Source organism: Massilia sp. METH4, from assembly GCF_037094685.1.
In the GTDB taxonomy this organism is placed as follows: domain Bacteria; phylum Pseudomonadota; class Gammaproteobacteria; order Burkholderiales; family Burkholderiaceae_D; genus Rugamonas.
Genome location: NZ_CP146614.1, coordinates 6,063,160 through 6,078,906 on the forward strand (window position 1 = coordinate 6,063,160; position 15,747 = coordinate 6,078,906).

Below are 15,747 nucleotides of genomic sequence, written 5' to 3' on the forward strand. Positions count from 1 at the left end.
ATTAACCGAAGAGAGAAGATATGACCAATCACGTTTCCCCGAACCCGTTGCGCCGCAACGTACTGATGAGTGCAGCCACCGCCGCCGCAGGCGCCGCCGCGGCGGGTGTCTCGCTCAATGCCACGGCTGCGGCCACGCCGGCACGCGAAACGGCCAGGCTTGTGACGCGCGACGGCGTCACGCTCTACTACAAGGACTGGGGCCCGAAGAATGGCCAGCCCGTCGTGTTCTCGCACGGGTGGCCGCTGAACTCGGATAGCTGGGAATCGCAGATGTTCTTCCTGGCGAACCAGGGATACCGGTGCATTGCCCATGATCGCCGGGGGCATGGCCGCTCCAGCCAGCCTTGGGACGGCAACGACATGGACCATTACGCCGACGACCTGGCGCACCTGATCGAGACGCTGGACCTGAAGAATGCCGTGCTGGTCGGCTTCTCGACCGGTGGTGGCGAAGTGGCGCGCTATGTCGGCCGCCATGGCACGAAGCGGACGGCCGGGCTCGTACTGGTGTCAGCCGTTCCACCGCTCATGCTGAAGACCGCCGACAATCCGGGCGGCCTGCCGCGCGAGGTGTTCGACGGCATCCGCGCCGGGTCGGTCGCCAACCGTTCCCAGCTCTACAAGGATATCGCCGGCGGCCCGTTCTTCGGTTTCAATCGCCCCGGTGCCAAGGTATCGCAAGCCTTGATCGACAGCTGGTGGATGCAAGGCATGATGGCTGGCCACAAGAATACCTTCGACTCGATCAAGGCTTTCTCGGAAACCGATTTCCGTAACGATCTGAAAAAGTTCGACAAGCCGACACTGATCATCCACGGTGACGACGACCAGATCGTGCCGGTCGATTCCTCGGGCCGCGCCTCCGCCGGCATCGTCAAGCACGCCAGGCTGCTGGTGTATCCGGGCGCGCCGCACGGCTTGACGGATACCCACAAGGACCAGGTGAACAACGGTTTGCTGGCCTTCCTCAAGAAAGGCCTTGCCTGACCCTTGTGAATCGGACCACGCGGCGACACGGCAGGGTCAGAGGGAGATGATGCCACGCTTGACGGCGATCGCCACCGCGTGCGTCCGGTCACGTGCGTCCAGCTTCTGCAGAATGGTACGCATGTGCGTCTTGACCGTATCTTCCGCGATGCCAAGCCGTACGCCGATCTGCTTGTTCCCATTGCCGGCGGCCGCACTGCGCAGCACCGCTATCTCCCGCTCGCTCAGGTGTGGCTGCCCGAGATGTTCGACCAGCGCCCGCGCCACGTCGGCCGGAATCCAGCGCCGCCCGGCGTGCACGGCGCGGATGGCATCGAGCAGATCCTGGCGGATGCTGCTCTTCATCAGGATGCCGGAAGCGCCGAGTTCCATGGCGCGGCGCAGCTGATGGTCGCCGGCGAGTGCCGTCAGCATGATCACGCGCGCGTTGTCATGCTGGCTGCGCAGTGCTTCCAGGGCCTGGATACCGTCGACTTCGGGCATGGCGATGTCCATGATCGTGACATGCGGTCGCAAGGCCTCGTATGACTCCCGCAGGCGCACCGCATCCTCGAGTTCCGCGACCACTGCCATGTCGGACTGCCCGCCGATCGTGTCGACGAGGCCAGCCCGAACGATGGGATGGTCGTCGACCACCAGGACGCGGATGGGCGGCATGTTGCAGGAGGCGGAAGCGCGCAAATCAATACTCCGGAGTACAGGATGAAGCGAAGTTTATTACACGTCCGATCCTTGCTGCAATCCATTGCTCCAGGCGGTTCAACGAACCGCCGATATGTTCATTCACCCATCATGAAAGGAAAACGATGAAACCCACCACCCGTCATTTCAAGGCTGCCGTGCTCGCGGCGTTTCTCTGTGTGCAGGCCACGCCGCACGCGCTTGCGCAATCGGTTGCCAAGCCGAAGTTCGATGCGCAGGGCATTGCCCGCACGGAGACCGTGCGGCGCGATTTCGACGGCAACCGGGAAGCGATACAGGTACGGGTCGACTTCGCCCCTGGCGCGTCGTTTCCCAAGCATTCCCACCCTGGCGTGGAAATCGCGTATGTATTGAGCGGCAAGATCGAGTACGAACTGGACGGCAAGACGATCACGCTCCAGGCAGGAGAATCGCTGCATATCCCGGCGGGCGCGGTGCACTCCGCGAAGAACGTCTCTTCCGGTGTCACGGCGGAACTGGCGACGTATATCGTCGAGAAGAGCAAGCCTGTGGTCGTTCTCGCCGAGTGACGCTACGGCCGGCAGGAAGCCGTGGGCGTTCGACCAGGTGGCGCTGCGCGAACGGCCGCTCGGGCTTTTCCGGATCGACCTGGGTATCGTTCAGGATGGCGAACTCGACCGGGTCCATGCTCCCGCCGGCAGTGCTTCGCCGGCCGGTATCGATTCCCGCGCGCCACGGTCGCTTGGGGCGGGCTGGCTCAACGCCCCCGATATTGTTCATCGCTGACCTTCTCCAGCCAGTTCACTCCCTTGCCGTCGGCCATGCCGGTCACGGCCAGGTGGGTCATGCTCGCACCAGGGGCAGCGCCGTGCCAGTGCTTGATGCCTGGTGGGCACCAGACCACGTCACCTGCGTACAGCTGCTGCACGGGCTTGCCCCATTCCTGCGTAAGGCCGTGCCCGGCGGTCACGACCAGCCGCTGCCCGGATGGATGCACGTGCCATGCCGACCGCGCGCCGGGCTCGAACGTGACGTAGGCGCCCGAGGCGCTGATGCCGGCGCTGCTGGGCCACAGCGGCTCGACGCGGACCTGGCCGGTGAAGTTTTCCGCGGGGCCGGCCGATGCCGTCTGTGAACCGGCGCGGGCGATCGACTGCGCGTTGTCCTGCGCCGCGGCACTGCCATACTGCAGGGCGATCAGCGCGGCACCAATCAGGATTCCTTTCGGGATGACGGATGGCGAAAACAGCGAATGCTTCATTGAATCTCCTGGTGCGGGTTACGGCGGTTTCGCCAGCCTGGTCCAAACCGGGGAACGCCGCGACGGCGCCAGGGGACCGCTGGCTGGATGCAGTATAGGGCGCACGACCAAAGGATTTGATGAACTGGCAACCATAGCCTCATGAAGGTGGCTAATCAATTGGCAAGGCCGCCGGGCAGGCACCAGCTACCGGCGCACGTCGAACAGGTTGATTCCGGCGTCGACGGCTTCATCCATGCTGCGCAAGCTGCTCGCCCCGTCGGTCAGTTCGCCGAATGTCATCGTGCCGAGCACGATGGGATTCACCATGCGCTTGCTTCAGTCGCTCGCGACGCTGATCGTCACGTTAACGGGTCCGCGGCGACGGAACACGTCGATGCCCGCATCGATCCGGCCCAGCTTGACCAGGCCCGTCGAGTGCCGGAAATCGCCGTGGAAGATGGCGAGATTGCCCCACGGCGCATAGTAGGTAACGTCGCCGGACGACGGTTCCGTGCCGTCCGGCGCGTCGTCGGTTGCCAGCTTCCTCGGCAGGTAACCGATCTTTTCCTTGTTGCCGTAGTCTTCCAGCGTGAGCTTCAGGGGCAGCAGCGCGACGAAATCCCGCGCTGTCCGGTTGTCGTCGAGGCTGGCCGTGACGGACGTGCCATCGATGTCGATCCGTACCTTCATGAGATTACTTTCCTTTGTCGCTGGCAAATCCGTTGCCGGTGCGGCGTGCAATGCCGGAACGGCGACGAAGATCGCTGCCACAGCAAACCTGATGGCTCGCTCGATGCTCATCGTTTCTCCTCGGTTCAGCCTGCGCCTGGGGCAGGAAGCCGTAACTGCGCGGCTGGCGCCATCGCCGTCAGTCCTTGCGGCGCAGGGCATCGATCACCAGCGCCAGGGCGCGCGACGCGTGGCGGCGGCTCGGGTAATAGGCATGCAGGCCGGGGAAGGCGCCGCACCAGTCTTCCATCACGCTCACCAGGCGCCCTGCCCGCACATGGTCGGCGGCCAGGTCTTCCGTAACGAACGCCAGGCCGTTGCCGCTGAGCGCGGCGTTGACCATCTGATAGGCGCTGCTGCACACGATCTGCGCATGCGGGCGCAGTTCCACGTCCGCGCCTTCGTGCCGGAGTTCCCACGCGTAGATGCCGCCGCTGCTTGCCAGTCGCAAGCCGATGCAGTTGTGCTTGTGAAGGTCCTTCAACGACGCCGGTATCGGGCGGCGCGAGAAATATGCCGGCGATCCGACGATCATGAGCCGCAGGTCCGGGGTCATCCGTACTGCGATCATGTCCTTCTCCACCTGGTCGCCGAAGCGTATGCCGATGTCGAACCGCTCCGCCGCAATATCGACCATCCGATAGTCGCCGCATAATTCCAGGTGGATGTCGGGATACTGGGCAAGCACCGGTGACAGCCGTGGCCATACGATCTTGTCGATCACGTGATCGATGGCGGTGATCCGGATCGTGCCCGCGGGCTTGTCGCCAAGATCGCTGACGGCGGCGATCTCGGCTTCGATCTCCTCCAGCCGGGGCCCCACGTTCTGCAGCAGCCTTTCGCCCGCCTCGGTTGGCGAGACGCTGCGCGTGGTCCGGGTGAGCAGGCGTACGCCAAGCCGCGCCTCCAGGCCGCGGATGATATGGCTGAGCGCCGACTGGGTCATGCCCAGCTTGCCCGCCGCCCTGGTGAAGCTGCGCTCCCTTGCCACGGCAAGGAATACCAGAATGTCGTTGATGTTTTCGCGTGCCATGAGCCTCCGACGTCGTCTGCTGTATCGAGGATCGCTTTATTTCGACCGCGCCGCTCGTGCAGCCAGCTGCGCGAAGCCGGCGGCGACGACGAGGATCGCCGCGCTGGCGCCGAACGTCGCCCGGTAGCCGTGGCCATCGAACAGGATACCACCGGCGGTGGCGCCGGCCGCGATGGCCAGCTGCACGACGGCGACGAGCAGTCCGCCGCCGGCTTCCGCATCTTCCGGCAGCGTCCGCGCCACCCAGGTCCACCAGCCGACCGGCGCCGAAGTACCGAGCAATCCCCACAGCGCAAGAAGCAGCGCGGTAACGCCGGTTGAGGCCCCGCCCGCGATCAGCGCAAGCGCCACCGCCGCCATCAGCAGGGGGATCACGACGAGCGTGCGTTGCAGCCGGCCGCCCTTGATGAACGAGCCGATCAGGATGGTGCCCGCGAAGCCGCTGGCACCGACCAGCAGCAGCATGAGCGACAGCGCGGCCGCGTCGAGCGTCGTCACCGTTTCCAGGAACGGCCGCAGGTAGGTGAACAGCGCGAACTGGCCCATGAAGAACAGGCTCGACGCGATCATGCCCAGTGCGACCGGCGGGCGCTTCAACAGCGAGAAGAGATTGCCCGTCCCCTGCTGGCGCCCGGCAGGCATCGGCGGCAGGCTGGCCAGCTTCCACGCCAGCGCGGCCACGGCGACCGGAACCACGCAAAAGAACGCACCTCGCCAACCGACCATTGCGCCGAGAAAGCTGCCCAGCGGGGCGGCGATGACGGTTGCCAGCGCATTGCCGCCATTGACAATGGCGAGCGCCTTCGGCACCTTGTCGAGCGGTACGAGCCGCATTGCCGTCGCGGCGGACATGGACCAGAATCCGCCGATGGCGACGCCGATGAAGGCACGGCCGATCATGAAGCTCGCATAGTTCGGGGCGAACGCCGCGATCGATGCGGAAACGATCATCAGCAGGGTCAGCGCGAGCAGGAGCAGCTTGCGGTCGAGTTCGCCCGCCAGCGACGAGATGAACAGGCTCGTCACGAGGGCGAAGGCGCCGGAGACGGCGATCGACAGCCCAGCCTGGCCTTCGCTGACATGGAGGTCCGTCGCTACCGGGGTCAGCAGGCTAACGGGCATGAATTCCGAGGACACCAGCACAAAGGCACCGAGCGCCAGGGCAAAGACACCGCCCCAGGCCGCTGGCGTGCCAGCGGCAGGCAATGCAGCCGTTGAACCGTGCCGGTTCATCGGCCACCTCGCAGGGTTGCGCTGTCGATCACGAAGCGGTACTTGACGTCGCCCGCAAGCATGCGTTCGTAGGACTCGTTGATCTCGTCGGCCCGGATCATCTCGATGTCCGCAACAATGCCGTGCGCCGCGCAAAAGTCGAGCATTTCCTGGGTCTCGGGAATTCCGCCGATCATCGAGCCCGCCAGCGCGCGGCGTTTCATGATCAGGTTGAATACCTGGGGCGACGGATGCGGCGTGGCCGGCGCGCCGACCAGCACCATCGTTCCGTCGCGGCGCAGCAGCGACAGGTACGCGTCGAGGTCGTGCGGGGCAGCCACCGTATCGATGATCAGGTGAAGCGAGCCGGCCTGCGCGGCCATCGCATCGGCATCGCGCGAGACAACCACTTCATGCGCACCCAGCCCCTCCGCGTCGGCGCGCTTCGCTGCAGAAGTGGTGAAGGCCACCACGTGGGCACCCATCGCCCGGGCCAGCTTGATGCCCATGTGGCCAAGGCCGCCGATGCCGACGATGCCGACACGCTTGCCCGTGCCGGTATTCCAGTGGCGCAGCGGCGAATATGTGGTAATGCCGGCGCACAGCAGCGGCGCGACCGCGGCCAACTGTTCGGGCTGGTGGCGCACGTGCAATACATAGCGTTCGTGTACAACGATCCGTTCCGAGTAGCCGCCCAGCGTGTGGCCGGGTGCGTCGGGCGTCTTGCCGTTATAGGTGCCCACCATGCCGTCGCAATAATTTTCCAGGCCTTCGCCACAGTCGGCGCAGTGCCGGCAGCTGTTGACCATGCAGCCGACCCCGACAAGGTCGCCGACCTGGAATCCGCGCACGTGCGGACCTACCGCGGAGACGCGGCCGACGATTTCGTGGCCCGGCACGCATGGGAACAGGGTACCTGCCCACTCGCCGCGCACCGTGTGCAGGTCGGAGTGGCAGACGCCGCAAAATGCGATGTCGATCTGCACGTCATGCTGGCCCGGCGCGCGGCGCACGATGTCCATTGCTTCCAGGGCTTTGTCGGCGGCATGGGCGCCGATGGCTTTGACTGTCATGGGGATACTTTCGATATTGTGTACTGCGCGGGATGGCCCCGGTGCGGAAGTTGTACGCGGAACTGATGCATTGACGTTATGGTAGCCGTTGGCACGGCGATGGCATGGGTTGCGGATTGCTTGGCCTTATGAGCCACGCTCATGAATGACCAGTTCTTTTGTATCTGGATGGTCATCGGATAGGCAGGCGCTGACCACGTGGCAACCGATCCGTCCGGGGCGGTAGCCGATTGGAGCATTGCTGCTGATTATTAGTCGAGGTAGCCGCGATGCGAGCAGGATTTGATCACCCTGCGCAGAGCCTTCGCGTCGAATTTCTATCTCTGTAGCCAGGGCCGGTTCTTACCAGTGGCTCCATCAGCCCGAGTCAGAGCGCGCCAGAGAAGACGCACGGTTGCTTGAAGTGATCCGGGATTCCTATTCGGCTAGCGGCGGAGTCTACGGAGCAAATCGCGTTTTTGGCGATCTGCGCGAAGCCGGGGAGACCTGCGGCCGCAACCGAGTGGCGCGGCTCATGCAGGCCAATAAAATGAAGGCTGTTCGTGGATACAAGGCTCCCAGGCGGGTTGCTGGAATGCCTTCGATCATCGCTCCCAACCGCCTGAACCGCGAATTTACCGTTGACGCGCCAGATCAGGCTTGGGTAACCGACATTACCTATATCCGGACATGGCAGGGCTGGCTTTATCTCGCCGTGGTGGTCGATCTTTTTGCACCCAAGGTTGTTGGCTGGTCGATGAAGCCAACCTTGTCACGCGAGCTGGCGATCGATGCTTTGCTGATGGCGGTTTGGCGGCGCAAGCCCAAGCAAACCGTGATGGTCCATTCAGACCAGGGCAGTCAGTATGGCAGCGATGATTGACGGCGCTTTTGCAAAGCCAACAATTTGGAACCAAGCATGGGCCGGCGAGGAAATTGTTGGGACAATGCGTTAGCGACAATGCGGTAGCTAAATCGTTCTTCAGCACCTTGAAGAAGGAACGGATTCGCAAACGCATCTATAAAACCCGCGATTTGGCCCGGGCCGACATCTTCGACTACATCGAAGCCTTTTACAGTCGAACCAGGCGCCATACCCATCTGGGGCATGTCAGCCCTGAGGGCTTTGAACGCGCCTCAATGTGAGGTTGGGATTTGTCTACCGAACTGGTGGAAGTGCAGCTAAGGTCACGCGGAGGTAGTACGGTGAAGCGTATCCACGACACCAATCAGTATCGGCGCTCCATCAGTCCATTTCTGGCCACGTCTTGCGTAGCGCTGCCAGAAGCGATGAGGATCTCCCCAAGAGTGTCATGAGTGCGAGACAGGACAGGATGCGGCGCTCGCCGTCGACCAGCACTGTCGAGGCGCCGCAGGCCTCCTGGCCGCAGCCCTTCTTCGTGCCGATCAGGTGCACGTGTTCGCGCAGCAGGTCGAGCAGCGAGACGCGCGGATCGGTGGGTACCGGAACGTCGGTGCAGTTGACGGTAACGGCGGGTGTCGCGACGGTCGACACTGCAGGCGGGGCTGGCGACGGCGTTTCCTTTCGGCGGGCGGTGGGAAGGACTGGCGTGGAAACGCCCGTCATCGATGTACAGCTACCGAATCTAATGCCGGGAAAACGTTTGCGGCGCCATGCTGGAGTGGCAATCAACCCGCTGTCGATAACTCGTCGAGTTTCGGCAGCAGGTTAATGGCTATTCAGCCGTAAAACTATCGGATTTCAGGAAAAGGCGGTGGCACATACGGGGGCGGATTTCCGCACGAGTGATTTTCGATTGTGTAATTGTCGGTAATGATGCCCACATAGACCGTACGACCGGTGCATCCTTGCTCTGACATGCCAACCAATACACCGTTATCATCATAGTAGCGAATGGTCTCTGTCTCTGCCGGCGCTGCAAACGCCGTCGCCGCATAAATTGCGCCCATCAGGCCAACGCCTGCCAAAACTCCACGAAATAATCGCATCTTCCCACCTTAAAAAAGATAGTTCGAACAAGGATGAGTAAACCTCAACGAGGCGATTTGATTTTAATGCATGAAATGTTGGCAATGCAAGCAGAAATTCGTATTATCCGCGCAGCAGTCCTCGGCTGAATAGATGCATTTGGAAACTAACGCCAGCGATAGCCTGAGAGTTCCGATTTAATAGTGACAGGACTCTGGCCCACTCAAGCGGGCCAGTGCTCGACTCCCAAGGGAGTCTGATCGGGCGCCACAATTCGGTGTGGCGACTGGGCACCCTGGGCTAATGGAAGATCGTTATCGACTTGGGGAACCGATTTGTCATTGCAAAAGCGAAAGAGCAACCTTAGCCCCGTTACAGACGCAACAGGCGTGGGCAATGCATGAGGTCGCAAAGCCATCCACTTTGCCCTCTTGTCAGTTTTGTAGGGTTCGCTGCATTGGACCGAATCGGGCTCGTGCAGGCCGGTTTGCGCGAGTCAAGCCTGAATGGCTCGACCTCTCAGTTGTTCGTGTTAGTTCGCCTCGACCTTAGTCAATAGTATAAGACCGACCGGTTTCGTGAAGTCCGTGATCGTTGGACCAAGAGCCCATTCCAGCGTGACCAATTCCGGTGCTTCAGTTGCTATTTCAGTGTGGAGGTCATGGAAGAGCTCAGCATTGTTCACCTTCCGCCATGACTTGGTATTGAATGTGCGTCGTCCGTAATCGTACTGACGAAGCCAAACGCTCTTTTCTTGTCGGCTACGTGCGCTCGCTCAGGAGCAAATGTCCGAATCTATCTCCACTTTCGTTTGTTACTGGTGAAAATTTGACCGATAAGGATACTGTATTCAGAGCATATCCACATTTGATTGGCGAGGTGTACATGGAAGTATAACGCGAGAAGAAAAATGATTTAGATTCCGACCGCTTCGAGACTGCCACTACAAACGAGGGTAATTTCTTTGCGGATGACTGGCCAGTGACGATACACCAACAGAAAATTACCGAGATGCAAATGACGATTGATCGCTCCAAACATATGGTAGCGCAACGCCAGGTACATCAAAATGTGTTTCCCTTGTCGATACCGGACGGAAAGTTGGGTAGAGTCAGTGAGCGCGTCCTACCCCACTTCCGTCCCCAGAAGGCTCGTAAGAGGGCAGTAGGATGTGGTTTCGTGCAGTTTCGAGGAGATTGCATTGGCTTCCCCAGCTATACCCTTCCAGGCAATGTTCGGGAACGGTTTGAGAACGTGCACTAAGTAGGCCTGAGCTCCATACGTATGCACGTCGTGAACGTGCTCGCAGATGACGGTCTTCGGGGCCTTTCGCGAGGCCATCAAATGATTATGGCCGACGCGAGCGACCACTATGCGATCGAACACGAACTCGCGGTACACATTGTGCGGATTGCGGCGCTTTATGCGGACGCCCGGGATGGTTCAGACCTTGTCGGCGAAATCGATCTCGGACCACGTCGCATTCGTTAGTTCGGTCCAGATAACGATAGACTGCCTGATCTCGTGTGGCTTCAACGTGCGATCGCGCAGTTCGAACTTCGCAATGGACGCCGGAGGGACACCATCGGCCGGGTTCGAATGTCTTTCACCCCGCTGGGCCGCACAGCGGAACACCAGCATGACGATCTCGCGCGCGTGGACGGCCACGGCGGGGGCGACACGCGCGACGATACGATCGCATAGCTGACGCAACGCCTGCTCCGTGATCTCGTGCAGGAGCAGCGAGCCGAACGGCCTGCGCAAGTCGTGTTCGAAAACGAAACGGCGAGCGTCCCGGGTGGACTCGGCCATCTTGAATTTCTCGAGCCATTCCTCGGCCCACTCGCCGAAACGCAGCTGTTCCTTTCGAAAGCCAATCGTTTCAGCTTTCAGTCGGGCCGGCGAAACGCCCTCTGCCACCTGCTTGCGGGCCTTCATGAGCTGCTCACGGGCGACCGCGAGACTTAACCCGTCCGGACCATAGCTGCCCAGCACGAGCGTCTCCTCGCGCCCGTTGGTAGTTGTAACAGAACGAGATCCCACCGGATGGGCTCACCACCACATACAGCCGTCCCGGTCCGCCACCTTGTACGCGCGCTCGGCGGGCTTCAGGCTGCGCAGCTTTGCATCAGTCAGCATTAAGGCCACCTTTCGTCACCATCAAAACGCGGAAAATACTAATGTAATCAACGGGTTAAAATACAATCCGTGATCAGGGAAACCGCGCGAATACACGTTTTTGAGCGCACAATACCATCAAAGTTCCGGCACCATCACCTGGCTGAATTTTCGGTTTGAAATCAGATACTTAAGCCAAGATGGATACCATGCAATTCTGTTGAACTTGCCCTACGCTGATGGTACTGTTTGCTGAGCAGCAATATTGAGAGAATCTGATCCCAGCATGCTTGCCATCAAACGGATCTGCTCGGGACCGTGAGTTTTTGCCAGTCCTGGCAAGCTCGGCCATAAAAAAAGCCCCTGAAATCAGGGGCCTGGTTTAACTGCACTGCCTGGTAATGCCTAAGTTTTCAAGCAGGCTGATCATTCCCACTCAATGGTCGCCGGCGGCTTCCCGGAAATGTCATACACGACGCGGTTGAGCCCGCGCACCTCGTTGATGATGCGGTTGGACACGCGCCCCAGCAAATCATGCGGCAGATGCGCCCAATGCGCCGTCATGAAATCCTGCGTCTGCACGGCCCGCAGCGCCACCACATAATCATACGTGCGCCCATCGCCCATCACGCCCACCGACTTCACCGGCAGGAACACGGCAAACGCCTGCGACGTCGCTTCGTACCAGTTGCGCGGCACGCCATCCTGGTCGAAGCCCGGCATCGTCACCGCTTCGTACGGCGTCTTGCGCAGTTCCTCGATGAAGATCGCGTCGGCCTGGCGCAGCAGATCCGCGTATTCCTTCTTCACTTCGCCGAGGATGCGCACGCCCAGGCCCGGGCCCGGGAACGGGTGGCGGTAGACCATCTCGTACGGCAGGCCGAGCGCGACGCCCAGCTTGCGCACTTCGTCCTTGAACAGTTCGCGCAGCGGTTCCAGTAGCTGCAGCTTCATGTGTTCCGGCAGGCCGCCCACGTTGTGGTGGCTCTTGATCGTCTGGCCCTTCTTGCCCTTGCCAGCCGATTCGATCACGTCCGGGTAGATCGTGCCCTGCGCCAGCCATTTCGCGTTCGTCAGCTTCGCCGATTCGGCATTGAAGACTTCGACGAATTCGCGGCCGATGATCTTGCGCTTCTGCTCCGGGTCGGTCACGCCGGCCAGGTGGCCCATGAACTGGTCGACCGCGTCGATGCGGATGACCTTCACGCCCAGGTTCTTGGCGAACATGTCCATCACCATCTCGCCTTCGTTCAGGCGCAAGAGGCCATGGTCGACGAACACGCAGGTCAGCTGGTCGCCGATGGCGCGGTGGATCAGCGCTGCCGCCACGGACGAATCGACGCCGCCGGACAGCCCCAGGATCACTTCATCGGTGCCCACCTGCGCGCGGATCTTCTCGACCGCTTCGCTGATGTAGTCCGGCATGTTCCAGTCGGACTTGCAGCCGCAGATCTCGTGCACGAAGCGGCCCAGCATGGCCTTGCCCTGCACCGTGTGCGTCACTTCCGGGTGCCATTGCACGGCGAAGAACTTGCGGTCTTCGTCGGCCATGCCGGCGATCGGGCAGCTTTCCGTCGATGCCATCAGCTTGAAGCCCGGCGGCATGTCCAGCACCTTGTCGCCGTGGCTCATCCACACCTTCAGCATGCCGTGGCCTTCGTGCGTGACGAAGTCGTTGATGCCGTTCAGCAGGCTGGTATGGCCGCGGGCGCGCACCTCGGCGTAGCCGAATTCGCGCACCAGGCCATTCTCGACTTTACCGCCCAGCTGCGCGGCCATCGTCTGCATGCCGTAGCAGATGCCCAGCACCGGCACGCCCAGTTCGAACACGGCTTGCGGGGCGCGCGGTGCATCGCCCTCCAGCGTGGAACTGTGGCTGCCGGAGAGGATCACGCCGGAGGCGCCGTAGTTGCGGACGAATTCGTCGGACACGTCGTACGGATACACCTCGGAGAACACGCCGGCGTCGCGCACGCGGCGCGCGATCAGCTGGGTCACCTGGGAACCGAAATCGATGATGAGGATCTTGGAGTGCATGTAATAGGCTTTACTGAACTTGGGAAACCGGGACAAATAGAAAACGCCGGCGGCGCCGGCGTTTCATGAGAGGCGCTTATTCCGAACGGTAGTTCGGCGCTTCCTTGGTGATCTGCACGTCGTGCACGTGCGATTCGCGCATGCCGGCCGACGTGATCTCGACGAATTCGGCCTTCTCGCGCAGCTCGTCGATCGTCGAGCAACCGCAGTAGCCCATCGACTGGCGCACGCCGCCCACGAGCTGGAAGATGATCGCCAGCACCGAGCCCTTGTATGCCACGCGGCCTTCGATGCCTTCGGGCACGAACTTGTCGGCCTTCGCGGAAGCTTCCTGGAAGTAGCGGTCGGCGGAACCTTCGGCCATCGCGCCCAGCGAGCCCATGCCGCGGTAGGATTTATAGGAACGGCCCTGGAACAGGATCACTTCGCCCGGCGCTTCTTCGGTGCCCGCGAACATGGAACCCATCATCACGGTCGACGCGCCGGCTGCCAGTGCCTTCGAGATGTCGCCGGAGAAGCGGATGCCGCCGTCGGCGATGCAGGGCACGCCCGTGCCTTCCAGCGCCTGCGCCACGTTCGAGATCGCGGTGATCTGCGGCACGCCCACGCCGGCCACGATACGGGTGGTGCAGATGGAGCCGGGGCCGATGCCGACCTTCACCGCGTCCGCGCCGTATTCGACGAGCGCCTTCGCTGCCGCCGCGGTGGCGATGTTGCCGCCGATGACGTCCACGTGCGGGTACTTGGTCTTGATGTATTTCACGCGGTCGAGGATGCCCTGGGAGTGGCCGTGCGCCGTATCCACCACCAGCACGTCGACGCCGGCTTGCACCAGCAGGTCGATGCGTTCCTCATCCTTCGCGCCCACGCCCACGGCCGCGCCCACCAGCAGCTTGCCATGCTGGTCCTTCGACGCGTTCGGGTGTTCGGTGGACTTCTGGATATCCTTCACGGTGATCAGGCCGCGCAGCTCGAAGGCTTCGTTCACGACGATCACGCGCTCCAGGCGGTGCTTGTTCATCAGGCGCTTGGCTTCGGCCGTGTCGGCCGTTTCGCTCACCGTGACCAGCTTTTCGCGCGGCGTCATCTTCGCGCGCACTTCCGCATCCAGCTCTTCTTCGAAACGCAGGTCGCGGTTCGTGATGATGCCCACCACCTGCTTGCCTTCCACCACCGGGAAACCGCTGATGCCATGCTGTTCCGTCAGCTTGATGACGTCGCGGATCTTCATGTCCGGCGGGATCGTGATCGGATCGCGCAGCACGCCCGCTTCGAAACGTTTTACTTTTGCCACCTCGCGGGCCTGGTCGGCCGGGCGCAGGTTCTTGTGGATGATGCCGATGCCGCCTTCCTGCGCCATCGCGATCGCCAGGCGAGCCTCGGTGACGGTATCCATCGCGGCCGACAGCAGCGGGATGTTCAGCGAGATATTGCGGGTCAGCTTGGTGCGGAGGGACGTTTCGGCAGGCAGAACGTTCGAGTAGGCTGGAACGAGGAGCACGTCATCGAACGTGAGTGCTTTTTGAAGAAGACGCATGGTAGATTTCCTATCGGCGCAAAAGTGAATTATACAGAAGTTCGCGCAATAAGTCCTTGCATTGGGGAAAAGATGATGGTTCGGCGATTGACTTCGGCGCCCGGTCGCGGTCCAATGTCCGATGGTTCTGCAAGGAAATAAGACTGATGAAATATAAGCAATGGGTTGTCGGCGCACTGCTGGGCGCATGCTGTTCGTTGGCCGGCGCGCAGTGGGGATGGCGCGATGCGAACAATGTACGGCATTTTTCCGACCAGCCACCGCCGGCGTCCGTGCCGGCATCGCGCATCTTCCGGGCACCGAAGGGCCAGTTGCCGGACTTGCGCAAGGAACTGGCGGCGCAGCCGGCCACCACCGACATTCCCGCGGTGGGCGGCAAGGCCCCGGCGGGCATGGCCGGCCGCAATGCGGCATACGAGCAGCATCGTGCCGAGGCGCAGGAACAGGGCAGGCGCGCGGCACAGGAGGCGCGCAACAGGGCCGCCGATGCCGCCGCGTGCGAGAATGCGCGGGCCAATCTTCGCGTGCTGGAATCGGGCATTCGCGTGGCGACCGCCAATGCCGCGGGCGAGCCGGCCTTTCTGGATGAAACGCAGAAGGCCGAGCAGGTGCGGCGCAACCGTGAAGCATTGGCGTCGCACTGTAAGTAACACTTCGGGCAATTTCATTTGACCACGCGCAAGCCTCGCGATCATTGCCGCGGCCGCCTCAACGATATAAGCCAAACTACGCGAAGCCTTATCCGTTGAACCTACCAGCGAGCCAATCCATGAACGCTTTCACGAATGTGCAGATCATCAACGGGCCCAACGGGGAGCCCGTGTATGTCGTCATCCCCTACTCCACCTATATGCAGACGCAGTCGCGCCACCGCGACACGGACGTGCCGCACCAGGTGGTTGGCATGATCGCCGAAAACGCGTGGACGCCGGCGCGCGCATGGCGCGAATACCTGGGTCTCACCCAGCTGGAAGTGGCCACGCGCATGGGCATCAGCCAGCCCGCCTATGCGCAGCAGGAAGTGGGCTTGCGGCCGCGCCGCACGACCCGCGAGCGGATCGCCCACGCAATGGGCATCGCGCCCAGGCTGCTCGACCTGTAAGGCTGGCGCTTCCCGCAACGGTCTCACGGCGCACCTGGCAAGTGGCGCCGGGCGTGCTAAGCTGGAACGACAGCAACGAGC

General features: G+C 62.0%; 14 protein-coding genes and 2 pseudogenes. 5 read left to right on the forward strand and 11 right to left on the reverse strand.

The window, feature by feature from the left end; translation table 11 throughout:
- Window positions 1-20 precede the first annotated feature (20 nt).
- Entirely contained in the window at window positions 21-989 is a 969-nt protein-coding gene (locus tag V6Z91_RS26405) for an alpha/beta hydrolase (RefSeq protein WP_338763303.1), read from the forward strand.
- A 36-nt stretch (window positions 990-1,025) separates the two neighbouring features.
- Here the strand turns inward: V6Z91_RS26405 and V6Z91_RS26410 are convergent, their stop codons facing one another.
- The gene (locus tag V6Z91_RS26410; protein WP_338763306.1) at window positions 1,026-1,670 is read right to left on the reverse strand and encodes a response regulator transcription factor; all 645 of its coding nucleotides are present in this window, start codon (window positions 1,668-1,670) and stop codon (window positions 1,026-1,028) included.
- A 125-nt stretch (window positions 1,671-1,795) separates the two neighbouring features.
- On the opposite strand from V6Z91_RS26410, the gene V6Z91_RS26415 reads away from it, so the two are divergent.
- Window positions 1,796-2,221, forward strand: a complete 426-nt coding sequence (locus V6Z91_RS26415) for a cupin domain-containing protein (RefSeq protein WP_338763309.1) — start codon at window positions 1,796-1,798, stop codon at window positions 2,219-2,221.
- Between the two features lie 188 nt (window positions 2,222-2,409).
- On the opposite strand, the gene V6Z91_RS26420 is transcribed toward V6Z91_RS26415, so the two are convergent.
- The 6 genes from V6Z91_RS26420 to V6Z91_RS26445 all read right to left on the reverse strand — a co-directional run bounded on the left by V6Z91_RS26420 (window position 2,410) and on the right by V6Z91_RS26445 (window position 6,942).
- The gene (locus V6Z91_RS26420; RefSeq protein ID WP_338763312.1) at window positions 2,410-2,913 is read right to left on the reverse strand and encodes a cupin domain-containing protein; all 504 of its coding nucleotides are present in this window, start codon (window positions 2,911-2,913) and stop codon (window positions 2,410-2,412) included.
- 186 nt (window positions 2,914-3,099) lie between these two features.
- A complete protein-coding gene (locus tag V6Z91_RS26425) occupies window positions 3,100-3,222 on the reverse strand; it encodes a hypothetical protein (RefSeq protein ID WP_338763314.1) in 123 nt (40 codons plus the stop codon).
- Between the two features lie 9 nt (window positions 3,223-3,231).
- A complete protein-coding gene (locus tag V6Z91_RS26430; RefSeq protein ID WP_338763316.1) occupies window positions 3,232-3,585 on the reverse strand; it encodes a cyclophilin-like fold protein in 354 nt (117 codons plus the stop codon).
- A gap of 178 nt (window positions 3,586-3,763) precedes the next feature.
- Window positions 3,764-4,657 carry a LysR family transcriptional regulator gene (locus V6Z91_RS26435; protein WP_338763318.1) on the reverse strand — a complete coding sequence of 298 codons (894 nt, stop codon included), beginning with the start codon at window positions 4,655-4,657 and terminating at the stop codon, window positions 3,764-3,766.
- A 36-nt stretch (window positions 4,658-4,693) separates the two neighbouring features.
- Complete coding sequence (locus V6Z91_RS26440; RefSeq protein WP_338763320.1) at window positions 4,694-5,890, reverse strand: MFS transporter; 1,197 nt, start codon at window positions 5,888-5,890, stop codon at window positions 4,694-4,696.
- Window positions 5,887-6,942 (reverse strand): NAD(P)-dependent alcohol dehydrogenase, encoded by a 1,056-nt coding sequence (locus tag V6Z91_RS26445; RefSeq protein WP_338763323.1) that lies wholly within the window; start codon window positions 6,940-6,942, stop codon window positions 5,887-5,889. The genes V6Z91_RS26440 and V6Z91_RS26445 overlap by 4 nt, the downstream gene beginning before the upstream one ends.
- 319 nt (window positions 6,943-7,261) lie before the next feature.
- Here V6Z91_RS26445 and V6Z91_RS26450 point away from each other — a divergent pair.
- Window positions 7,262-8,067: pseudogene (locus V6Z91_RS26450) on the forward strand (IS3 family transposase); the annotation flags it as partial.
- A 169-nt stretch (window positions 8,068-8,236) separates the two neighbouring features.
- On the opposite strand, the pseudogene V6Z91_RS26455 reads toward V6Z91_RS26450, so the two are convergent.
- The 4 genes and pseudogenes from V6Z91_RS26455 to guaB form a co-directional block, all read right to left on the reverse strand.
- A pseudogene (locus tag V6Z91_RS26455) lies at window positions 8,237-8,437 on the reverse strand (2Fe-2S iron-sulfur cluster-binding protein); the annotation flags it as partial.
- A 1,878-nt stretch (window positions 8,438-10,315) separates the two neighbouring features.
- Complete coding sequence (locus V6Z91_RS26460) at window positions 10,316-10,867, reverse strand: hypothetical protein (protein ID WP_338763326.1); 552 nt, start codon at window positions 10,865-10,867, stop codon at window positions 10,316-10,318.
- A gap of 549 nt (window positions 10,868-11,416) precedes the next feature.
- Window positions 11,417-13,027: a glutamine-hydrolyzing GMP synthase gene (gene guaA, locus V6Z91_RS26465; RefSeq protein WP_338763329.1), complete on the reverse strand. Its 1,611-nt coding sequence runs from the start codon at window positions 13,025-13,027 to the stop codon at window positions 11,417-11,419.
- Window positions 13,028-13,103: 76 nt separating this feature from the next.
- Window positions 13,104-14,564 carry an IMP dehydrogenase gene (gene guaB / locus V6Z91_RS26470; RefSeq protein ID WP_338763331.1) on the reverse strand — a complete coding sequence of 487 codons (1,461 nt, stop codon included), beginning with the start codon at window positions 14,562-14,564 and terminating at the stop codon, window positions 13,104-13,106.
- Between the two features lie 146 nt (window positions 14,565-14,710).
- Here guaB and V6Z91_RS26475 point away from each other — a divergent pair, with 146 nt between their 5' ends.
- Window positions 14,711-15,214 (forward strand): DUF4124 domain-containing protein, encoded by a 504-nt coding sequence (locus V6Z91_RS26475; RefSeq protein ID WP_338763333.1) that lies wholly within the window; start codon window positions 14,711-14,713, stop codon window positions 15,212-15,214.
- A 119-nt stretch (window positions 15,215-15,333) separates the two neighbouring features.
- Window positions 15,334-15,666, forward strand: coding sequence for a helix-turn-helix transcriptional regulator (locus V6Z91_RS26480; protein WP_338763336.1), 333 nt, complete (start codon window positions 15,334-15,336; stop codon window positions 15,664-15,666).
- Window positions 15,667-15,747: the final 81 nt, after the last annotated feature.